The organism is Kitasatospora sp. NPDC043950, assembly GCF_056435345.1.
This window is the reverse complement of the sequence record NZ_JBWKER010000071.1, coordinates 1-21,251: the sequence shown is the minus strand read 5'-3', so window position 1 is coordinate 21,251 and position 21,251 is coordinate 1. Positions and strand designations below refer to the sequence as shown.

The window sequence follows — 21,251 nt, the reverse complement described above, 5'->3', positions numbered from 1 at the left end:
ACCCCCACCCTTCCGACGGCGCGCTGCCCGCGGCACCCTCGGGGTTGTAAGCCCTGAACAAGTAGGACGTCCTAGCGCAAGCGCGCCAAGGGCGGACGCTGGGTAACGTTCTCGTGAGGGACGCCGTCGGAACAGGATCACCACCTGCCCCGCAGTAGGAGCGCACACCCACGCGCGCCCCGCGAGGCGGTGACCGGACCGGTCACCGGCGACCCCGGGCGGCCGGACAGACCGAGGAGTGAACGTGACCGTCAAAAGCACGGCGAGGGCCCGCAAGAAGGCGGCCCCCGGCGTCCCTGACACCCTCCGCGCCACGGGGAAGGACACCCAGCCGGAGCTCGTACAGCTGCTCACCCCGGAAGGCGAACGGGTCGAGCACCCGGACTACCCGCTCACCACCACCCCGGAGGAGCTGCGCGCCCTCTACCGCGACCTGGTGCTGGTCCGCCGGTTCGACGGCGAGGCCACCGCACTCCAGCGCCAGGGCGAGCTGGGCCTGTGGGCCTCGCTGCTCGGCCAGGAGGCCGCCCAGGTCGGCTCCGGCCGTGCCATGCGCACCGGCGACTACGCCTTCCCCACCTACCGCGAGCACGGTGTCGCCTGGTGCCGCGACGTCGACCCGCTCAACCTGCTCGGCATGTTCCGGGGCGTGAACCACGGCGGCTGGGACCCGAACGAGAAGAACTTCCACCTGTACACCATCGTGATCGGCGCGCAGGCCCTGCACGCCACCGGCTACGCGATGGGCATCAGCAAGGACGGCACCGACGACGCGGTCATCGCCTACTTCGGCGACGGCGCCTCCAGCCAGGGCGACGTCAACGAGGCCTTCACCTTCGCCTCGGTCTACAACGCGCCCGTGGTGTTCTTCTGCCAGAACAACCAGTGGGCGATCTCCGAGCCCACCACCACCCAGACCAAGATCCCGCTGTACCGCCGCGCCTCCGGCTTCGGCTTCCCCGGCGTCCGGGTCGACGGCAACGACGTGCTGGCCTGCCTGGCCGTCACCCGCTGGGCGCTCGACCACGCCCGCAGCGGCAACGGCCCGGTGCTGATCGAGGCGTTCACCTACCGGATGGGCGCGCACACCACCTCCGACGACCCCACCCGCTACCGGCCCACCGAGGAGACCGAGGCCTGGAAGGCCAAGGACCCGATCGCCCGGCTCCGCGCCCTCCTGGAGAAGGAGGGCCTGGCCGACGAGGAGTTCTTCACCGCGATCGACGCCGAGAGCGAGCGGCTGGGGCTGCGGGTGCGCGAGGGCGTGCGCGGCATGCCCGACCCGGACCCGACCCTGATCTTCGACCACGTGTACAGCGAGCCGCACGCGCTGGTCGATGAGGAACGGGCCGAGTACGTCCAGTACGCGGCCTCCTTCGAGGCGGGGGAGAACCTCTGATGGCCGGTCAGCTCAGCATTGCCAAGGCGCTCAACGGCGCGCTGCGCAAGTCGCTGGAGAGCGACCCGAAGACCGTCCTGATGGGCGAGGACATCGGCAAGCTCGGCGGCGTCTTCCGGATCACCGACGGCCTGCAGAAGGACTTCGGCGAGGGACGGGTGATCGACACCCCGCTCGCCGAGTCCGGCATCGTCGGCACCGCGATCGGCCTGGCGCTGCGCGGCTACCGCCCGGTGGTGGAGATCCAGTTCGACGGCTTCGTCTACCCGGCCTTCGACCAGATCGTCTCCCAGCTGGCCAAGATGCACGCCCGCGCGCTCGGGAACATCAAGCTCCCGGTCACCATCCGCATCCCCTTCGCGGGCGGCATCGGCGCGGTCGAGCACCACAGCGAGTCGCACGAGGCGTACTTCGCGCACACCGCGGGCCTGCGCGTGGTCAGCCCGTCCAACGCGCACGACGCGCACTGGATGCTGCGGCAGGCCATCGCCTCGGACGACCCGGTGGTCTTCCTGGAGCCCAAGCGCCGGTACTGGGACAAGGGCGAGGTCGGCGACGCCGCCGACCTCGGACTGCACGACGCCCGGATCGTGCGCTCCGGCACCGATGCCACGCTGCTCGCCTACGGCCCGATGGTCAAGGTCTGCCTGGAGGCCGCCGCGGCCGCCGAGGAGGACGGCCGCCGACTGGAGGTCGTCGACCTGCGCTCGCTCTCCCCGGTGGACTTCACCACCCTGGAGGAGTCGGTCAAGCGCACCGGGCGGGCCGTCGTGGTGCACGAGGCGCCGGTCTTCCTGGGCATGGGTGCCGAACTGGCCGCCCGGCTCACCGAACGGTGCTTCTACCACCTGGAGGCGCCCGTCCTGCGGGTCGGCGGCTACCACGCGCCGTATCCGCCGTCCCGCGTCGAGGAGGCCTTCCTCCCCGACCTGGACCGCGTGCTCGACGCCGTCGACCGCGCACTCGCGTACTGATCCGGGGGAGCGAAGATGACCACCGAAGTTCGCTCGCTCCGCGAGTTCAAGATGCCCGATGTGGGCGAGGGCCTGACCGAGGCCGAAATCCTCAGCTGGTACGTCAAGCCGGGTGACACCGTCACCGACGGGCAGGTCGTGTGCGAGGTGGAGACCGCCAAGGCGGCGGTGGAGCTGCCGATCCCGTTCAACGGGGTCGTCGATCAGCTCTTCTTCCCCGCGGGCGCGACGGTCGACGTCGGCACCGTGATCATCTCGGTCGCGGTCGCCGGGGAGGCCGGGGCCGCGGCTCCTGTCGCCGCTGCTGCTGTTGCACCCGTCGCCGCCGCCGCGCCGGCCGAACCGGCCGAGCCCGAGCGGCGCGAGGTGCTGGTCGGCTACGGCCCGCGCACCGGCACCGCCCAGCGCCGGGCCCGGCGCACGACCACGAAGACCGTCACCGCGACGCCGGCTCCGGCCGCGCCCGTCGTGCCGGCCGCTCCGGTCGTGTCGGCCGCGCCCGCCTCGTCCGTCCTGGCCGAACATCCCGCCGGGGAGCGGCCGTTGGCCAAGCCGCCGGTGCGCAAACTGGCCAAGGACCTCGGCATCGACCTGCGCGCGGTCGTCCCGACCGGCCGGGACGGCGTGATCACCCGCGAGGACGTGCACGCCCACGCGTCCGCCCTGGCCACCGCGCAGGCCGCCCCGGCGGCGCCGGTCGAGGCCGGGCCGGTCGCGGCGGCGGTGCCGGCGCCGGTCACCGTGGCGGGCGACGTCCGGGTGCCGATCAAGGGCGTCCGCAAGGCGACCGCGCAGGCGATGGTGGCCTCGGCCTTCACCGCCCCGCACGTCACCGAGTTCGTCCAGGTCGACGTGACCCGCACGATGAAGTTCGTCCGCCGGCTCAAGGAGAGCGGCGAGTTGGGCCGGGACGTCCGGATCAGCCCGCTGCTGCTGGTCGCCAAGGCGCTGCTCACCGCGGTCAAGCGGCACCCCGAGATCAACGCGCAGTGGGACGAGGCGGCCCAGGAGATCGTCATCAAGGGCCAGGTGAACCTCGGCATCGCCGCGGCCACCCCGCGCGGTCTGATCGTCCCCAACATCAAGGACGCCGGCGGCAAGACCCTCACGGGCCTCGCCGTCTCGCTGGGCGAGCTGATCGACACCGCCCGCCAGGGCAAGACCTCGCCGGGCGACATGCAGGGCGGGACCATCACCATCACCAACGTCGGCGTCTTCGGCGTCGACACCGGCACCCCGATCCTCAACCCCGGCGAGGCCGCGATCCTCGCCGTCGGCGCGATCCGGGACATGCCGTGGGTGCACAAGGGCAAGGTCGTCCCGCGTCAGGTGACCACGCTGGCGCTCTCCTTCGACCACCGCCTGGTGGACGGGGAGTTGGGCTCCAAGGTGCTGGCCGACGTGGCCGCGCTGCTGGAGCGCCCGAAGCGCCTGATCACCTGGGGCTGACGGCCCGGGACGTCACGAACGGGAAGCCACGGAGGGGCCTTCCCCCACACCGCCGTGTGGGGGAAGGCCCCTCCGCTTCTGCCCGCCCGTCGGCCGTCGCTGGGGGCGAGGCCGGCGGGCGGCGATCAGGACCAGCCGATGACGGACGCGCGCATGACGTGACTCCCCGGGGTCATGGGTCTGACGGCGTGGCTGGGCGAGGACGACGGGCCCGCTCCGGGCGGGGCGGAAGCGCCCCGGCCCCGCCGGTCGCGCCCCCCGTGCCTTCATCCGTACAGACGTGCATCCTCGCCGGGGGTTGCAGGTGGTTTCAAAGACTTTTCCGTGAGCCCCCGGCGCGGCGTTCGGGATACTTCCGGAATGACTGAAGAGCTGACGGTCCGACCGGAGACGGTGCCGGGCGGGGGCGGGGAGCGTCGGTCGCTGCGGCGGGACGTGTCGGGGCCGGCGCTGCTGGCGGGGTTGGTCTGCATCGCGGTGTCGTTCTCGGGTCCGCTGGTGGTGGTGCTCGCGGCGGCGGCCGCCGGGCGGCTGGACGCGGCGCACACGGCGTCCTGGATCTGGGCGGTGGCCATCGGCAGCGGGCTGAGCGGCTTCGCGCTGAGCTGGTGGACCAGGACCCCGGTGATCACCGCCTGGTCCACCCCGGGCGCCGCGCTGCTGGTGACCAGCCTGGGCGCGTACCCGTACCGGGAGGCGGTGGGGGCGTTCCTGGTGAGCGCGGTGGTGGTGACGCTCTTCGGGGTCACCGGCTGGTTCGGCCGGCTGATCGCGGCGGTGCCGACCGGGATCGTCAACGCGATGCTGGCGGGCATCCTGTTCTCCTTCGGCGCCGGGATCTTCGGCGCCGTGCACGGCGCGCCGGTGCTGGTGGTGGGCAGCCTCGCGGCCTTCCTGCTGGCCAAGCGGCTGGCCCCGCGGTACGCCGTCCCGGTGGCGCTGCTGGTGGGCGGGGTGCTGGCGGCGCTGACCGTCGGACTCCCGCTGCACCTGGGCTCGGGCGGGCCGACCCGGCCGGTGTTCACCGTGCCGGCGTTCTCCTGGGCGGCCACGGTGGGGCTGGCGCTGCCGCTCACGATCGTGGTGCTGGCCTCGCAGAACGCACCGGGCCTCGGGGTGATGCGAGCCTTCGGCTACCGGGCGGACGACCGGCTGCTGATCGGGTCGACCGGTGTGGTGTCGCTGCTGCTGGCGCCGTTCGGCTCGCCGGGGGTGAACCTGGCGGCGATCACGGCGGCGATCTGCTCCGGCCCGGAGAGCCACCCCGACCCGCGCCGCCGCTACGTCGCGGGGATGTCCTCGGGCGTGCTGTACGTGCTGGTGGGCAGCTTCGGCGGGGTGCTGGTGAGCCTGTTCACCGGCCTGCCGAAGGAACTGATCGCGGTGATCGCCGGGGTCGCCCTGCTGGCCTCGCTGCAGGGCAGCCTGGCGGCGGCGGTGGCGGACGAGCGGGGGCGGGACGCGGCGGTGGTGACCTTCCTGGCCAGCGCCTCGGGGATGAGCCTGTTCGGGATCGGCTCGGCCTTCTGGGGCCTGCTGTTCGGCCTCGGCACCCACCTGGTGCTGAACCTCCGCAGGCGCTGACGAGGGGCCTGTCATCGGCCACATTCCAGTCATTGGGATGACTGGTGTGGTGAGGGTCATTCGGCCAGGTCGGTGACTTTTTCGGCGCGCGGTAGGGGTGACACACCCGTCCGGGTACGTCTTCGCTCCACCACCCGGGCTACGCCGGGTGACCGGAACCCCGAGGACGCACCCGCATGCCACCTGGCAACCCTGGCCGTCTCGTTCGGAGTCTGGCCGCGCTCGTGCTGGTGTCCACCGCCGTACTCCCCGCCGCCCTGGAGCTGGTCGGCCCCTCGCCGTTCGGTGTGATCGGGCCGGGCGCCCCCGCCGACCGGGCGGTCCCGCCGCACAGCGCACAGCGCGCCGACCGCCGGCCCGTCACGGCCGCGCCCACCGTCGACATACGCCGCACCGGGGACCCGGCCAACCGGATCACCCTGGTCCTGCTCGGCGACGGCTACACGGCCGCCGAACAGGACCTGTTCCGACAGCAGGTCGACCGGGCCTGGCACGCGCTGATGGCCATCGAGCCGTTCCGCACCTACCAGGGGTTCTTCAACATACGGCGGGTCGAAGTGGTCTCCCCGGTCTCCGGGATAGCCGAGACCGAGAGCCGCGGCCGCAACCCCGCCACCCCGCTCGGCATGCACTTCTGGTGCGAGGGCACCGCCCGGCTGCTCTGCGCCGACGAGGCCGCCACCGCCCGGTACGCGGGCGACAGCTCCGGGCCGCAGTACCTGATAGCCCTGGCCAACTCCACCGAGTACGGCGGCGCCGGTGGTACCGGGGTGACCACCCTGGCCGGCGGCAGCCCGGACGCCGGGCGGATCATCCAGCACGAGATCGGCCACACCGTGGGGGACCTCGGCGACGAGTACGACAGCGCCCCGGACGACGCCGAGTACCCGAACCTCGCCACCCTCGACGCCGACGACATGCGCAAGAAGCAGACCAAGTGGTGGCGCTGGCTGGGCGCGGAGTCCCCGGACGGCGCCGGGACGGTCGGCGCCTACCGCAGCGCCAACGGCCTCTACCGGCCCACCCCCGACTCGGTGATGCGCACCCTGGGCAGCGCCTACAACCTGCCGTCGCGCGAGGCGATCATGGAGGAGCTGTACCGCAGGATCCGGCCCACCGACACCCCGTCGCCGCCGCCCGGCGAGGTGAGCGGGCGGCCCCGGCTGAACGTCCGGCCGGTGCCGCTGACCGGCCCGCGACAGCTGAAGGTCGAGTGGAAGGTGGACGGCGTCGCGGTGACGCCGCAGGCCGCCGACGGCTCCTGGCTGGACACCGACCAGCTGAACCTGGCCCCGGGCCGGACGGCCACCGTCACGGCGACCGTCCGGGACACCACCGACTGGGTGCGGGACGAGGCCTTCCGGGACCGCTACATGACCCGGTCGGTGTCCTGGACGGTGACCGGCTGACGCCCGGTCCGCGGAATCCGTGGAGTCCGCGCCCCGTGGAATCCGTGGTCCGTGGAGTCCGTGGTCCGTGGACGATCGACCGCACCCCGCACTGGGCGTCCCATCATGGGATGACTAGTCTGGTCGCACTATGACCGTGGAGCCCGCCCGCTCAGCCGCACCCCTGTCCGTCCCCGCTCCCCGAACCGCCGACCCGACGCCGCCGGTCGCCCCGACGCCGTCCGCCGCCCCCGCACCGTCCCCGCCCGGCGGGCGCGCGGCCTGGCTGGCCTGGTCCATCGGCGTCAGCGTCTACATCCTCGCGGTGATCCACCGCACCAGCCTCGGCGTGGCCGGACTGGATGCCGCCGACCGCTTCGGCATCGGCGCCTCCGCGCTCTCCACCTTCTCGATCCTCCAGGTGCTGGTCTACGCGGCCATGCAGATACCGGTCGGCCTGCTCGTCGACCGGATCGGGCCGCGCCGGGTGCTGCTGCTCGGCGTCGTCCTGCTGAGCTTCGGCCAACTGGCCTTCGCGTTCAGCTCCTCCTTCGCCCCGGCGCTGGCCTCCCGGGCGGTGCTCGGCTGCGGCGACGCGATGACCTTCATCAGCGTGCTGCGGCTCGCCGCCCGGTGGTTCCCCGCCGCCCGGAACCCGTTCGTGGCCCAGCTGACCGGCCTCGCCGGAATGGGCGGCAACCTGATCACCACCGTGGTGCTCGCACAGGCCCTGCACCGCGAGGGCTGGACGCCCACCTTCACCGCGATCGCCCTGCTCGGCGTCGCGGTCTTCGCGCTGGTCGCGCTCTTCCTCAAGGAGGCGCCGGCGGCGGCCGTACGGCCGGTCGAACACCCGCCCGCGCCGCGGCCGAACGTCGGCCGGCAGGTCCGCGCGTGCTGGCGCGAACCGGGCACCCGGCTCGGGCTCTGGGTGCACTTCACCACCCAGTTCCCCGGCAACGCCTTCGGCCTGCTCTGGGGCCTGCCCTACCTGGTGGAGGCGCAGGGCCTCTCCCGGGCCGCGGCCGGCGGACTGCTGACCCTGCTGGTGCTCAGCAACATGGCCTTCGGCTTCCTGTTCGGCCGGGTGCTCTCCGTCTCGGCGCGGGCCCGGATGCCGATCGTCCTCACCGTCATCACGGCCACCGCCCTCGGCTGGGCGCTGGTCCTGGCCTGGCCCGGCGGACACCCGCCGATCTGGCTGCTGTCCGCCATCATCGTGGTGATGGGCAGCAACGGCCCGGCCTCACTGGTCGGCCTCGACTACGCCCGCGCCAGCAACCCGGTGGAGCGCCTCGGCACCGCCTCCGGGATCGTCAACATGGGCGGCTTCATCGGCACGATGATCACCCTCTTCGGCATCGGCGTCCTCCTGGACGGCCTCTCCCCGGCCGGCACCGACTCCTACTCGGCCGACGCCTTCCGCTGGGCGTTCTGCTGGCAGTACGTCCCGCTGGCGGTCGGCACCGTGATGATCCTGCGCCTGCGCCGCAAGGTCGCGGCGGAGGAGAAGGGGCTCTGACCTGCGAAGGGCGTCGAAACTATTGCTTTGGGTGATGGTTTCCCGCCGCTACAGCCCGATGCCCCGGAGCACCTCGGTGATCTCTGGCGGCCGTCCGTAGAGCTGGACCCGGTCGATCACACAGAGCACCGTGCCCTCCGGCGGCATCATCGGTGTGCGAGCCGGATGCGCCCCCGGTCGGGTCGGCTGCTCGGCGGCTTCGCGCCGCATGCGGATCAGGTCCACGAGCTTCAGTTTGGGGCAGCCGGGGACGATTCGGCTGGCCCGGATTCCGACTCGTTCTTCGCCCGGACAGGCGAAGTAGGCGCCGAACGGTGGTCCGCTGTCCTCTTCCCGGCTCGGCAGGTGGAGGACCATCTCGCCGTGCTGGCAGTGGACCGTTCCGTCCGAGTGGACGGTCAGGCCGGGCCAGTCCTCGTGGTCGATCTCGGCGACGATCCGTACCTGTTGTCCGATCGCCTCTGCCAGGGTCTCCGCCATCCGCCGTTGCTGGGCGGGGATGTCGGTGTCCCCGCGACGGACGGAGGGGATCAGCTCGTCGGTAACCCATTCTCGGAACGGTCTGGCCGTGTCCTTGTCCGACCGCATGAGGAGGCCGTACAGACCTGCCTCGCTCACCACGCCGAGTAGTGGATTCCCTCGACGATAGGCTTTCTGACCTGTAGGAATCCGGTAACCCTTGTTCCGAACAAGGGTTACCGACCGTAGGTCGACGACACGGTGCTGATGGTGTTCCAGCACCTTGACGGTATCTGTCGGGTTTCCTCGACCCAGGACTCGGCACACGTCCGCCGTGACGAACCACGGTTGTCCGTCGATCATCACGACTCTGATCGGTTGCCCCGTGACCGGGAAGCTCGACCGGACCAGGACCATCTGTTGCTGTTCGTCGTCCATGGGGACGCCCCTCCTTCTTCCGGGTGGTGGCGGGAGCGCCCAGAACAACGAGGTCGAACGGGTGAGGTGCTGGTGCTGGATTGACGGATGGATGCACGAGTGGTGCCGACCCAGCGCGCACTCGTGCGTGTACGCCGGGTGGCGTGCGCTGTGGTGTGGCTGGGGTCAGATGGTGACCGCGAAGGCGGACAGGACGCGGTCGGCGAGTTCCTGGACCTGTGCCGGAAGGTTGAGGCGGCGGGGGCGTAGGGTTTCTGACCTGCTGAAACGTCGTAACCATCGCTTTTGGCGATGGTTACCGACCACAGGTCGACGGTGCGGTGCTGGTGGGTCTCCAACCTCTTGACGGCGTCGGGCGGATTACGCCGGCCCATGACTCGGCACCCGGCGCGCACTCGTGCGTGTACGCCGGGTGGCGTGCGCTGTGGGGTGGCTGGGGTCAGATGGTGACCGCGAAGGCGGACAGGACGCGTTCGGCGAGTTCCTTGTCGCCGTCGATGGTGACCGGGCCGGGGCGGCCGCGGCCGCAGGCGAGTCGGAGGTAGGTCTCCCAGTCCATGGTGAGCTGGACGTCGGGGGCCAGGCTGATCGACTCGTCGACGGTGCCGCGGCCGGTCGAGTCGACCCGGACGGTGCGCAGGAACTCCACGCGGCCGGTGACGTCCAGGACCATGGCCGTCCCGGCCGGGGCGCCGGCCCGGTGGGCGACGGCCTTGGGCAGCAGCCCCAGCAGGACGTCCCGGGCGATCAGGGCGGCCGGGGAGTCGAGGTTGCCGGGGGTGTCCAGGGCCCGGCGCAGGTCCTGCTCGTGCACCCAGACGTCGAAGGCCCGCAGGCGCAGCAGCTCGTGGTACGGCACGTCGCGGCTGTTCGGGCCGGCCGGCCAGCGCACCGGCTCCAGGGGTGTCTGCTTGGCGTTCCGCAGTGCCCGGGAGCGGCGGATGATCGTGTACTCCAGCTCGCTGGTCATCTCCAGAGCGGTGTGGCAGCGGCGCTTGTCGACCGGCAGTTCGATGTAGCGGGCGAAGTCGGTGGTGACGTGGCGAAGGTCACGCGGCAGGGAGTGGATCGGGCGGGGGTCGCCGAGGAGTTCGGACTCGACCGCGATGATGTGCGAGACGACGTCCCGGACCGACCAGCCGGGGCATTCGGTGGCCCGGTTCCAGGAGCCCTCGGGGAGGGGGGCGACCAGCTCCGATATGGACTCGATGCTCTGGGCCCACGCCTCCGTGTAAGCCTGCACGGTCTGGTTGTCCGTCACGGGAATCTCCGGCCCTCCGTCAGCTTCCTTGCCCTCTGCGCCCGGCCTCCCCGGTCGGCCGGGATGGTCCGGCTTCCAGGCGCACACGCTAACCGCACGTTACGCTGCCGGGAGACAGCTGGGCAGCGCTTTCGGGTGACGATCGTAGGTCTCTTGCCGTGGACGGTGGTACTGTGCGCGCTTCATTGATCCAACTCGGGGTCTCCGACGCCGAGCCGCCCGCCGAACGGCGGGCCCGGGCCGCCGCGCTGGTCCGGGCGCAGCAGGGCGCGGACCTGGTGGTCCTGCCGGAGCTGTGGCCGCTCGGCGGCTTCGCCTACGACCTGTGGTCGGACGGCGCCGAGACGCTGGACGGGCCCACTTCGGACGCGATGGCGGCGGCCGCGCGGGCGGCCGGGGTCTGGCTGCACGCCGGTTCGATCGTCGAGCGCGACCCGGACGGGCCGATCTACAACACCTCGCTGCTGTTCGCCCCGGACGGCGAGCTGGTGCACACCTACCGCAAGATCCACCGCTTCGGTTTCGACAGCGGCGAGGCGGTGGTGATGGGCGCCGGGCAGGAGATCGTCACCGCGGCCACCGACTTCGCCACCCTGGGCCTGGCCACCTGCTACGACCTGCGCTTCCCGGAGCTGTTCCGGGCGCTGCTGGACGCCGGCGCGCAGCTGCTGGTGGTTCCGGCGGCCTGGCCGGCCCGGCGGCGCGAGCACTGGACGCTGCTGGCGCGGGCGCGCGCGGTGGAGGAGCAGGCGTTCGTGCTGGCCTGCAACACGGCCGGGACGCACGCCGGGGTCGAGCAGGCCGGGCACAGCATCGTGGTGGACCCGTGGGGCCGGGTGCTGGCCGAGGCCGGCACGGAGGAGCAGGTGTTGACCGTCGAGTTCGATCCGGCCGAGGTGGGCAAGGCCCGCGAGGAGTTCCCGGTGCTGCGGGACCGCCTGCTGGGGATCCCCGCGCCGGTCCAGCGCTGATCCTGGCCCGCCCCGGTCCGGTCCGGGCGGGGGCGTCCGGGGGCGCCGGGGCCTCCGGGGGGTTGGTTTGTACCTTCTCGGGGCGGGTTTGAGAAGATGAGCACTCGTCGTGTTCCCCGCCGCTCGTTGGCCGGTCCGCCGAGGGGCGGCCTGATCGGCCCGCCCCAGGAGGTTGCGCGCATGCCCGGCAACGGCGCAGGCGACACCCGTCCCGTCATCCAGCGCAACAGCCTGCGCGAGCAGATCGCCGGTGCGCTGCGCGAGGAGATGATGGCCGGCCGGTTGGCGGCCGGCCGCAACTTCACCGTCAAGGAGATCGCCGAGCTGTACGGCGTCTCGGCGACCCCGGCCCGCGAGGCGCTGGTCGACCTCGGTGCGCAGGGGCTGTTGCGGGCCGAGCACCACCGCGGGTTCACCGTGCCCGAGCTGGGCTGGGACGACTTCCTGGAGATCTTCGAGTCCCGGGTGCTGGTCACCGACAGCTACTACCGCCAGTTCTCCGCACGCAGGGCGCTGCCGGACCTCGCCAGGCTGCCCTCGCTGCGCCGCCGGGCCGACGCGGCGGTCCGGGCCGCCCGGGCCGGGAACCTGGACGTGATGGTGGGCTGCGACCGCCGGTTCTGGCAGGAGGTCGCCGCGCTGATCGGCAACCGCCGGATCGGCGACTACCTGGATTGGCTGCGGGTGCAGTCGTGGATGTTCGCCGCGCCCTACCTGCGGGAGCTGCCCGTTCTGGCCGAGGTCTGCTGGGACCGCCACCTCGACCTGGTCGACGCCATCGGCGCGCGGGACCTGGTCGGCGCGCACCGGATCATCTGCGAGTACAACCTGTACACCGCCCGGCTGCTGGCCGGGCTGGCCGGGCGGCCGCTGGAGTCGGTGACGGTGCTGGGGCTGCTCACCGAACCCCTGGACGGCGATCCTCTGAATAGCGATCCCCTGAATAGCGAACCCCTGGACGGCGAGCCCGGTGGCGGCGGACCCGGTGGCGGCGGGCTCCTGGACGGCGCGCCCGTGCCGCCGGCCCCGTCCCCCGAAGCCCCGCCGGTGGCGGCCGAACCGGCCCCCGGCCAGGCGTTCGACCAGGTCGGGAGGGGCCGGCGCCGGCCGGGCGAGGAGGTCGGCCGGGAGCTCGGCCGCGAACTCGGGCTGGGCCTCGGCCTGGTGCCGCAGCCGCGCTCGGTGCCGTACGGCCGGTTCGGCCGGCGGCTGCCCGAACCGCCCCCGGACGCACCGCAGGGACGGCCCGACCCGCGCCCGGCCCCGGGCCGGTAGGGTGGGCGGTCGTCGAACCGGGCGTCCCGCACAACGGCCGTCCGGGTACCGACCCCGCCCCCGTCGTCGTCCCGCCCTGCGGGCGACCCCGTCGCCCGGAGAGGAACTGCCGGCCATGGCCTGCGACCTCTGGCTCGTCCCGCTCGTGGACGTGCTGAGCCACAGCCCCGACAATCCCTTCAGGGACGATCTCGCCCTCTACAACGCGGTGTTGGCCTCCCGCGGGCTGCCAGAGGTGCCGGTCTACCAGTACGTCCCGGGGCTGAGCGGGGCGGTCGAGCCGATAGCCGCCTTCGACTACGACTCGCTGCACTTCCTGCGCCGTGCCTACCTGCTGGGCCTCACCGGGCTGGACATCACGCCGGTGGACTCGCTCGGCGGCGACTACGAGCAGCTGCTGGAGATGTTCGAGAGCAGTGCCGAACAGTCGCACCTGGTCTGGCACTTCGACCACGCGGGCGCCTACGTGCCGATAGAGTTCCCGGCGCCGCTGGTGGACGACGCGCTGCTCGCCTCCGGCGGTCCGCTCGGCTCCAGCCACGGGCTGCTGCGCGAACTGCAGGCCGTCGCCCCGGCGCTGGGCCTCGACCCGCTCAACCCGCCGGACCCGACCCGGCCGCTCGGCCCGACCGGCCTGGAGCAGCCGTTCGGGCCGCCGCTGGACGACCTGCACCCCTTCGCCCGCGAGCGGCACGCCTGGGCGGGCCTGTACGCGGCGGCGACCCGCAGCCTCGCCCAGGGCTCGATGGTGGTCTTCGCCTGAGGCGTCCGGCAGCCTTTTGCCCGAGGCGTCGCCCGCCGCATCCGCCCGGGCGCCGCGTCTGCCCGGGCGCCGTACCCTCCCGCCGCGTCCGCCCGGGCGCCGCACCGGCCCGCCCGCCACGGCAGGCGGCCCGCCTTCCCGCCCGCTACCGCAGCGGCCCCTCCGGCGGCCGCTGGCGCGGCATGGTGGGCCGGGTGCCCGGCGGCGGCAGCACCCGCACCTGGGCGCCCACCCCGCTCTCGCTGCGCCCGCCCCAGGTGCCCGGGGCCTGGGTGGGCAGCTGGGTCATGGACGCGCGGAACTCCAGCATCCACTCCGAGGTCTCGGTGCGGACCATGTCCGAGACGTCCTCGCAGAACCGGCGCAGCACGCCGAGGCAGCGCTCGGCGGCTTCGCCCGCGGTGCCCTCGGTCGGGCCGAGCACCTCGCGCACGCACTCCGACGCCCAGTCGAACTGGAAGGCCTCCAGCCGGCGTTGCAGCGCCTGCGCGGTGCTGACGTCGCGCATCCAGCCGGAGGTGAGGCCGAACACCCGGTCGGTGCCGTGGCAGGCGGCGGCGAGCGCCAGGCCGACGTAGCCCCAGCTGGTGCCGTGCGAGACCGCGCCGGTCAGGTCGACCAGCGGCGCGGTCACCCCGCCCACCGCGAAGCCGGCCGTGCCGAACCGCAGCAGGCGCGCCCAGCGGCGCTTCCAGATCCGGTCCTTGCGGTACCACTCGATCGCCTCGACCGCCCGTTCCTCGGACCAGCGGTACAGCTCCTCCAGGCGCTCGGCCGGCTCGCCCCAGTCCCCGAGCGGGAACTGTCGAGTGCTCAGATCGGTCCGTCGGCGGGTGGACGCCTGGCGGGCGATGGTCGCGGCGGGCGGGTCCTCCTCGCCGATCTCCTTGCCCCAGGCACTCTCCTCGGGCTGCATTTCCGGCTGGCTCACCTGTGGGGCTCCCTGTGGCGGGCGGACTGCTGGGTCTGGCGGTCCATCGGCTGACGCGACGTCTGCCGTTGGTTGTCCAACAGCACTTCTTACCGCCAAATGGCTGACCATGGGGTCGCTTCCCCGGTGATCGTTACCGGATTCGGCCACCGGAACCCGGGGTGGAAGGGATGCGGGGGTCGGCGAGATTTCACCCGTCCGAGGGAGGGTCCGGTGACCCGCCGTCCTGACTCGGGCACCCGGTGCGCACCGAGCCGGTCCGAGTTGGAGGTTTCTCCGACATCCTCGGCGTACGGACCGCCCCGACTGGAGGATCGGACGGGACCGGAGAGCGGCCGGAACTGGCCACCGACTACCCTTGCCAAGCGTGAAGGTCCTCGTCATCGGCGGCGGCGCCCGCGAACACGCCCTGTGCCGCTCTCTGTCCCAAGATCCCGCCGTCTCCGAGCTGCACTGTGCCCCGGGCAACGCCGGGATCGCACAGGTGGCGACGGTCCACCCGGTCGACCAGCTGAACGGCGCGCAGGTCGCCGACCTGGCCGTGCGGCTCGGCGCTGCCCTGGTCGTCGTCGGCCCGGAGGCCCCGCTGGTCGCGGGCGTCTCCGACGCCGTGCGCGCGGCCGGCATCCCGGTGTTCGGCCCGTCCGCCGAAGCCGCCCGACTGGAAGGCTCCAAGGCCTTCGCCAAGGACGTGATGGCCGGGGCCGGCGTGCCCACCGCCCGCTCCTACGTCTGCACCACCCCGGCCGAGGCCGCCGAGGCGCTGGACGCCTTCGGCGCGCCGTACGTGGTCAAGGACGACGGCCTGGCCGCCGGCAAGGGTGTGGTGGTCACCTCCGACCGCGCGGCCGCGCTGGCGCACGCCGCCTCCTGCGAGCGCGTGGTCATCGAGGAGTACCTGGACGGCCCCGAGGTGTCGCTGTTCGCGATCACCGACGGCACCACCGTCGTCCCGCTCCAGCCCGCGCAGGACTTCAAGCGCGCGCTGGACGGCGACGAGGGCCCCAACACCGGTGGCATGGGTGCCTACTCGCCGCTGCCGTGGGCGCCCGCCGGGCTGGTCGAGGAGGTCCAGCGGAGCGTCCTGCAGCCGACCGTCGACGAGCTGCGCCGCCGGGGCACCGAGTTCTCCGGCCTGCTCTACGCGGGCCTCGCGCTCACCTCGCGCGGTACCCGGGTGATCGAGTTCAACGCCCGCTTCGGCGACCCGGAGACCCAGGTCGTGCTGGCCCGGCTGCGCACCCCGCTGGCCGCCGTCCTGCTGGCCGCCGCCACCGGCACTCTGGACCAGCTGGAGCCGCTGCGCTGGGACGAGGGCGCGGCCGTCACCGTGGTCGTCGCCTCCGAGGGCTACCCGGCCGCGCCGCGCACCGGTGACCCGATCGAGGGCCTGGCCGAGGCCGAGGCCGACGGCACCGCGTTCGTCCTGCACGCCGGTACCAGGGCCGACGAGGACGGCCGGGTGCTGAGCGCCGGCGGCCGCGTCCTGTCGGTCACCGCGACCGGCGCCGACCTGGTGGAGGCGCGCGACCGCGCGTACGCCGCCGTGGACCGGATCGCCCTCAAGGGCGGCCAGCACCGCACCGACATCGCCCTGAAGGCAGCCACCGAGTAGGGCCTGCCCCGCCTCCGCCCGCAGGGCGCCGCGCACCGTGGGATTTCCCCCCATGGACGCAGCGCCCTGCGGCGTTTCCGGGGCGGGAGTGACTCCGGGGGCCGGCGCACCGTTCGGCGGCCGGATTCCAGCCCATCGGGTGACAGCACCCGCATCCGGCTGACGTAGCCGGGCGCCCGGCCTTATGGTGCGCTGGATCGCAGTGCGACGTGGCCGTGCGCCGGGGTCGCCGCCGGGTAGCGGTGTTCCCACGGGGGGATGCTGGACGGCGTCCGGCCGGGCGGGTGCCCGGGTGCTTCGCACCGGACCGGTCGTGACCGTCCGGAATCCGGGCGGTGTCACCGGGACGAGTGGAAACCGGGGCGATCCGGAACACCCACTCGGGCCGGTGCGTCGAACATGGCAGAAGCGCCACACAGCATGCACTACCGGGGATCGGACGCCTCCGCTTCCCGGTCGGAACTGATCGTTTCGAGTCGGCTCAGGGCCCGTCGCCGGGCGCCCGAGGGCTCCGAAGGGGGTGCCGCACCGTATGGCCGCAGTCGACACCGCGCGCGCTCACGCCCAGGCGGTCCTGCGGGTCCGTGGTCTCGCCCTGGCCGCCGCCGCCATGCCCGCCGCCGTCGCGGTGGTCCTGCTCGCGGGCCGGTTCACCGGGCGGATCGGCGCACCCGGCTCCTCCGACGCCGTCGGGTGGGACGCCGCCCGCTGGGTGGTCTGCGCGGTGGCCGCGCTGACGCTCCTGGTGGCCGGGCTGACCGCCCGCGCCTACCACCGGGCCGTCCCGCCCCGGACCCCGGCCGTTCCGCTGAAACGCGCCGAGGCACCCGAGCTGTACCGGCTGATCGACGAACTCGCCGACCGGCTGGACGTGCCCGCGCCCTCCACCGTGGCCCTCACCCCGGACTGCGACAGCTGGCTGGAGGACGTGCCCCCGGTGCGGCGGGCCCGCCCGTTCCGGGCGCACCCCGAGCCGCCGGGCCCGGTCCTGGTGATCGGCTCGCCGTTCCTGTGGTGGATGCGGGCCGGCGAACTGCGCGCCCTGCTCGCCCCCGTGGTGGCCGGCACCGCCGCCTCCGCCGACCCGGAGATCGCCGCCGCCCGCCGCTTCCTGCGCAGCCTGGACGCCAGCCTGGACTCCGGCCAGGGTGCCGCCCCCGGCCTCGGCGGCGGCACCCTGGCGGGCCCGCCCCGGCCGCCCCGCCGCGGTCCGGCCGCGCTCGCCGAGCGGATCACCCGCGGGATCACCCGCCGGCTGCTCGGCGCCTGCCGAGGCCACGCCGCCGAGTTGGAGCGCTCCGTGGCGAGCTGGGCCTCCGAGCAGGCCAGGACGGTCGACTACGGCCTGCGGATCGCCGCCCAGGAGCAGGTCGGCCTGGCCTACGCGGGCTGGGACCGGCTGCTCACCCGGGTCGCGCTGCCCGCCTGGCGGCTCGGCCGCCACCCCGCCCACCTCAACGCCGGCGTCGTCTCCGCCCTCACCGAGCTGTCCCGGCGCGACCGCCTGGCCGACGGCTACGGCACCCGGCTCGGCGACCGCCCCGCCTGCGACCTGCTGGAGGAGCCCGGCACCGTCGACCGGGCGGTCTCCCGGCTCGCCGCCGAGCTGTTCTTCGGCAGCCCGGCCGCCGGAGGCTGGCACGAGCTGGAGTGGACCGACTACCCGGCCGACGTGGTGGACGCCGGCTGGCGGGCCCGCGCCGCCGCTCTCCAGACCGCCCTGGACCGGCTCGCCCCCCAGGCCCGCCCCGGCTCCCCGACGCTCACCCGGCTGCTGGTCCGGCTCGCCGAGGGCGAGGGGGAGCAGCTGGCCGCGGCGCTGGCCGCCCAGCTGGCCCGCACCACCGCCCCGGCCCCGCTGCTCGAAACCGCCCGCAGCGGCCGTGACCTGCTGGTCGACCACGTCACCGCGATGGTCTGCTGCGCCGCCGTCGACACCGCGGGCGGCGCGCCCGGCCTGGACTGGCTGGACGGTCCGGTGCTGCTGCTGGGCGGGATCCGCCGCACCGACCTGGCCGGGCCGGTCGCCCAGGCCGTCGAGCAGGGCCAGGACGGCCCGCTGCGGGCCTGGCTGGACGCCGCCGACGTCCGTCTGGAGAAACCCGTCCGGTTGTGAGCCGGACAGGCGGCGCTCGGCGCTCCGGCGCGCGCCCCCAAACCGACCGGCGGGCGGCCGTCTCCGCAGGCCGGAGGCCCGGCCGGGGGAGGGCGTGAGATTCCCGGCGCCAATTGCGACCGCAGGGTGACGGAGCGCCAGCACTCTGTGGTGTATTAGACCGCACGCACATCCGGGGGGCACGTGCCAACCGGGCGGAAGTGCACCTGGGAGGGGCGCGTGGGCACGGAACTCAACCGCCGCTGGGAGTCCGGAACGCACGCTTACAGCGTCTCCGACCCCTTCGGCCAGGGCCCACTGCCCTGGCTGCGCAGCCCGGACCAGTACCTGGCCGGCGCCGAGGGCGCCGTCCCCTGGTACGTCTCGGTGGACGCGCCCGGCCAGCGGCCGCTGGCGGCCGGCGCCCGGCCCAAGCCGCCGGTCGGCACCCCGCAGAGCGCCAACGACGTGGACCAGCAGATCAAGGGCTTCGCCTCGGCCGGGGTGATCCGCCCCGGCGGTTCGGTGGACTTCCGGGTCACCGTCAACCCGCCCCGCGAGTTCACCGTGGACGTCTGGCGGATCGGCCACTACGGCGGCGACGGCGCCCGCCACATGACGTCCAGCCCGCTGATCGCCGGGCTGGCCCAGCCCGCCCCGCTGGTGGTCGAGCGGACGGTCTCCTGCCACCACTGGTGGCACTCCTGGCGGTTGCAGATCCCGGTGCACTGGAAGCCCGGCGCGTACGTCGCCGTGCTGACCACCGCGGACATGCTGCACCGCAGCCACATCCCGTTCACCGTCCGGGACTTCGAGGACCGGGAGCACGCCGCCGAACTGCTCCTGGTGGTCCCGGACGTGACCTGGCAGGCCTACAACCTGTTCCCCGAGGACGGCCGCAGCGGCGCCAGCCTCTACCACGCCTGGGACGGCCGGGGCGGCCTGGTCGGCGAACCGGAGGCGGCCGTCACGGTCTCCTTCGACCGCCCGCACGCCACCGCCGGGCTGCCGCTGCACGTCGGCCACGCGTACGACTTCATCCGCTGGGCCGAGCGCTACGGCTACGACCTCTCCTACGCCACCGCCACCGACCTGCACGCGGGCCTGGTCGACCCGGGGCGGCACCGGGCGCTGATCTTCCCGGGCCACGACGAGTACTGGTCCGAGCCGATGCGCCGGGCCGTCGAGCAGGCCAGGGACGACGGCACCTCGCTGGTGTTCCTGTCCGCCAACACCATGTACTGGCGGGTCGAGCTGACCGCCGCCGCCTCCGGCGAACCCAACCGGCTGCTCAACTGCCGCAAGCGGCAGAAGGTCCAGCCGGGTAGCTCGGCCGCCGGGGTGCCCGGTTCGGCCAGCGCGCTGTGGCGGGACGCCGGCGAGCCCGAGCAGCAGGTGCTCGGCCTGCAGTACTCGGGCCGGGTCGCCGCGCCCGTCCCGCTGATCGCCCGGCACACCGCGCACTGGCTCTGGGACGGCACCGGCTTGCAGGAGGGCGACGAACTGCCCGGCCTGGTCGCCGGCGAAGCCGACCGCTACTACCCCAAGGTGGCGCTGCCCGAGCACACCGAGCGGGTGCTGCTCGCACACTCGCCGTACCAGGACCTCGCCGGCCGGACCCGCTACCAGGAGACCTCGCTGTACCGGGCGCCCAGCGGCGCGTACGTGTTCGCGGCCGGCACCTTCGCCTGGTCGCCCGCACTGGGCCGCCCCGGCCTCACCGACGAGCGGATCCAGCGGGCCACCGCCAACCTGCTCGACCGCCTCGGCAAGAACGAGGCCTCCTTCGGCCGGGCCTCCCTCACCCGGAACGGGGCCGCCCTCGGCCAGAAACGGGGCCTCGGGGGTTCGTGAAAGACTGCGGGGGCAGTGACCTCCCCTTTCGCGCGCCCCACGCCCGCGAACGACCCCTGAGGACTGAGACACCTTGAGCGGATTTGTCACCAAGCCCGAGCCGGTCCAGGTGCCCGGCCTGGTCCACCTGCACACCGGCAAGGTGCGCGACCTCTACCGGACCGAGTCGGGCGAGCTGGTCATGGTCGCCAGCGACCGGATGTCCGCCCACGACTGGGTGCTGCCGAACGAGATCCCCGACAAGGGTCGCGTCCTCACCCAGCTGTCCCTGTGGTGGTTCGAGCGGATCGCCGACATCGTCCCCAACCACGTGATCTCCACCGAGGTCCCGTCCGGCGCCCCCGCCGACTGGAAGGGCCGCACGCTGATCTGCCGCAGCCTGGACATGGTCCCGGTCGAGGCGGTCGCCCGCGGCTACCTGGCCGGCTCCGGCCTGGCCGAGTACCAGGAGAACCGCACGGTCTGCGGCATCGCCCTGCCGGAGGGCCTGGAGAACAGCTCCGAGCTGCCCGCCCCGATCTACACCCCGGCGCTCAAGGCCGAGGTCGGCGAGCACGACGAGAACGTCTCCTACGAGGAGACCGCCCGCCGGATCGGCGCCGACCTGGCCGCCCAGCTGCGCCGCACCACCCTGGACGTCTACGGCCGGGCCCGGGACATCGCCCGCGACCGCGGCATCATCCTGGCCGACACCAAGTTCGAGTTCGGCCTGCTGGACGGCGAGCTGCTGATCGGCGACGAGGTGCTCACCCCGGACTCCTCCCGGTACTGGCCGGCCGACGAGTGGCGGCCCGGCCGCTCGCAGCCGTCCTTCGACAAGCAGCTGATCCGCGACTGGCTGGTCTCCCCGGCCTCCGGCTGGGACCGCTACAGCGAGCAGCCGCCGCCGGAGCTGCCGGCCGAGCTGGTCGAGCAGACCCGCGCCAAGTACATCGAGGTGTACGAGCGGCTGACCGGCACCGCCTGGGCCTGACGCCCGGCCGCCCGCGAGCCGTGCCCGTGTTCGGACCTAGATCCAATGCCGGTGACTTTAGGTTGCTCCTGGCTGGGTGATGGTGACTGTCGCCGGTTCTGGTGGCGGCCAGTTGCGGTGTTGGGAGCGTTTGAGGGGCCAGTTGGACATCTTGCGTTTGATGACGCGGGGGCAGGATCGCCGGCGCCGTGGCGGCAGGAGCCGTTCGGTGATCTCAGCCAGGGTGCGGGTCAGCGCCCTGGCGAGTGTGCCGGGGGGAAAGCGCCGCCTGGGCGGGGACCTGGCGGCGTACGACCCGCA

General features: G+C 73.4%; 16 protein-coding genes. 13 read left to right on the top strand and 3 right to left on the bottom strand.

The window, feature by feature from the left end:
* The first annotated feature begins 244 nt into the window (after positions 1-244).
* The 6 genes from pdhA (at position 245) to AC07BF_RS33425 (ending at position 8,316) form a co-directional block, all read left to right on the top strand.
* A complete protein-coding gene (gene pdhA, locus AC07BF_RS33450; RefSeq protein ID WP_400804257.1) occupies positions 245-1,399 on the top strand; it encodes a pyruvate dehydrogenase (acetyl-transferring) E1 component subunit alpha in 1,155 nt (384 codons plus the stop codon).
* Positions 1,399-2,373, top strand: coding sequence for an alpha-ketoacid dehydrogenase subunit beta (locus AC07BF_RS33445; protein ID WP_063348502.1), 975 nt, complete (start codon positions 1,399-1,401; stop codon positions 2,371-2,373). The genes pdhA and AC07BF_RS33445 overlap by 1 nt, the downstream gene beginning before the upstream one ends.
* 15 nt (positions 2,374-2,388) lie before the next feature.
* Entirely contained in the window at positions 2,389-3,822 is a 1,434-nt protein-coding gene (locus AC07BF_RS33440; RefSeq protein ID WP_363579842.1) for a dihydrolipoamide acetyltransferase family protein, read from the top strand.
* Between the two features lie 360 nt (positions 3,823-4,182).
* Entirely contained in the window at positions 4,183-5,406 is a 1,224-nt protein-coding gene (locus AC07BF_RS33435; RefSeq protein WP_363579841.1) for a benzoate/H(+) symporter BenE family transporter, read from the top strand.
* A 176-nt stretch (positions 5,407-5,582) separates the two neighbouring features.
* Positions 5,583-6,815 (top strand): M64 family metallopeptidase, encoded by a 1,233-nt coding sequence (locus tag AC07BF_RS33430; protein WP_363579840.1) that lies wholly within the window; start codon positions 5,583-5,585, stop codon positions 6,813-6,815.
* Positions 6,816-6,945: 130 nt separating this feature from the next.
* On the top strand, positions 6,946-8,316 hold the full coding sequence (locus AC07BF_RS33425; protein WP_363579839.1) for an MFS transporter: 1,371 nt from the start codon (positions 6,946-6,948) through the stop codon (positions 8,314-8,316).
* A 48-nt stretch (positions 8,317-8,364) separates the two neighbouring features.
* Here the strand turns inward: AC07BF_RS33425 and AC07BF_RS33420 are convergent, their stop codons facing one another.
* Together AC07BF_RS33420 and AC07BF_RS33415 are read right to left on the bottom strand one after the other, a co-directional pair.
* Complete coding sequence (locus AC07BF_RS33420) at positions 8,365-9,213, bottom strand: BRO-N domain-containing protein (protein WP_478334337.1); 849 nt, start codon at positions 9,211-9,213, stop codon at positions 8,365-8,367.
* A 439-nt stretch (positions 9,214-9,652) separates the two neighbouring features.
* Complete coding sequence (locus AC07BF_RS33415; protein ID WP_400985539.1) at positions 9,653-10,474, bottom strand: maleylpyruvate isomerase family mycothiol-dependent enzyme; 822 nt, start codon at positions 10,472-10,474, stop codon at positions 9,653-9,655.
* Between the two features lie 173 nt (positions 10,475-10,647).
* Between AC07BF_RS33415 and AC07BF_RS33410 the strand changes: the two genes are divergently transcribed.
* From AC07BF_RS33410 to AC07BF_RS33400, 3 genes are all read left to right on the top strand, one after another.
* Positions 10,648-11,445, top strand: a complete 798-nt coding sequence (locus tag AC07BF_RS33410) for a carbon-nitrogen family hydrolase (protein ID WP_063348508.1) — start codon at positions 10,648-10,650, stop codon at positions 11,443-11,445.
* A 180-nt stretch (positions 11,446-11,625) separates the two neighbouring features.
* Positions 11,626-12,720 carry a GntR family transcriptional regulator gene (locus AC07BF_RS33405; RefSeq protein WP_478334336.1) on the top strand — a complete coding sequence of 365 codons (1,095 nt, stop codon included), beginning with the start codon at positions 11,626-11,628 and terminating at the stop codon, positions 12,718-12,720.
* A gap of 115 nt (positions 12,721-12,835) precedes the next feature.
* Positions 12,836-13,483, top strand: coding sequence for a hypothetical protein (locus tag AC07BF_RS33400; RefSeq protein ID WP_350876643.1), 648 nt, complete (start codon positions 12,836-12,838; stop codon positions 13,481-13,483).
* A gap of 145 nt (positions 13,484-13,628) precedes the next feature.
* Here AC07BF_RS33400 and AC07BF_RS33395 read toward each other — a convergent pair whose 3' ends face one another.
* Positions 13,629-14,414, bottom strand: coding sequence for an SLATT domain-containing protein (locus AC07BF_RS33395; RefSeq protein WP_363579835.1), 786 nt, complete (start codon positions 14,412-14,414; stop codon positions 13,629-13,631).
* Between the two features lie 367 nt (positions 14,415-14,781).
* On the opposite strand from AC07BF_RS33395, the gene purD reads away from it, so the two are divergent.
* The 4 genes from purD to AC07BF_RS33375 all read left to right on the top strand — a co-directional run bounded on the left by purD (position 14,782) and on the right by AC07BF_RS33375 (position 20,951).
* Positions 14,782-16,029, top strand: a complete 1,248-nt coding sequence (purD, locus tag AC07BF_RS33390) for a phosphoribosylamine--glycine ligase (RefSeq protein ID WP_363579834.1) — start codon at positions 14,782-14,784, stop codon at positions 16,027-16,029.
* 532 nt (positions 16,030-16,561) lie between these two features.
* Positions 16,562-18,145 (top strand): hypothetical protein, encoded by a 1,584-nt coding sequence (locus AC07BF_RS33385; RefSeq protein WP_478318183.1) that lies wholly within the window; start codon positions 16,562-16,564, stop codon positions 18,143-18,145.
* A gap of 219 nt (positions 18,146-18,364) precedes the next feature.
* Positions 18,365-19,978 carry a N,N-dimethylformamidase beta subunit family domain-containing protein gene (locus AC07BF_RS33380; protein WP_363579832.1) on the top strand — a complete coding sequence of 538 codons (1,614 nt, stop codon included), beginning with the start codon at positions 18,365-18,367 and terminating at the stop codon, positions 19,976-19,978.
* Positions 19,979-20,051: 73 nt separating this feature from the next.
* On the top strand, positions 20,052-20,951 hold the full coding sequence (locus AC07BF_RS33375; RefSeq protein WP_363579831.1) for a phosphoribosylaminoimidazolesuccinocarboxamide synthase: 900 nt from the start codon (positions 20,052-20,054) through the stop codon (positions 20,949-20,951).
* Positions 20,952-21,251: the final 300 nt, after the last annotated feature.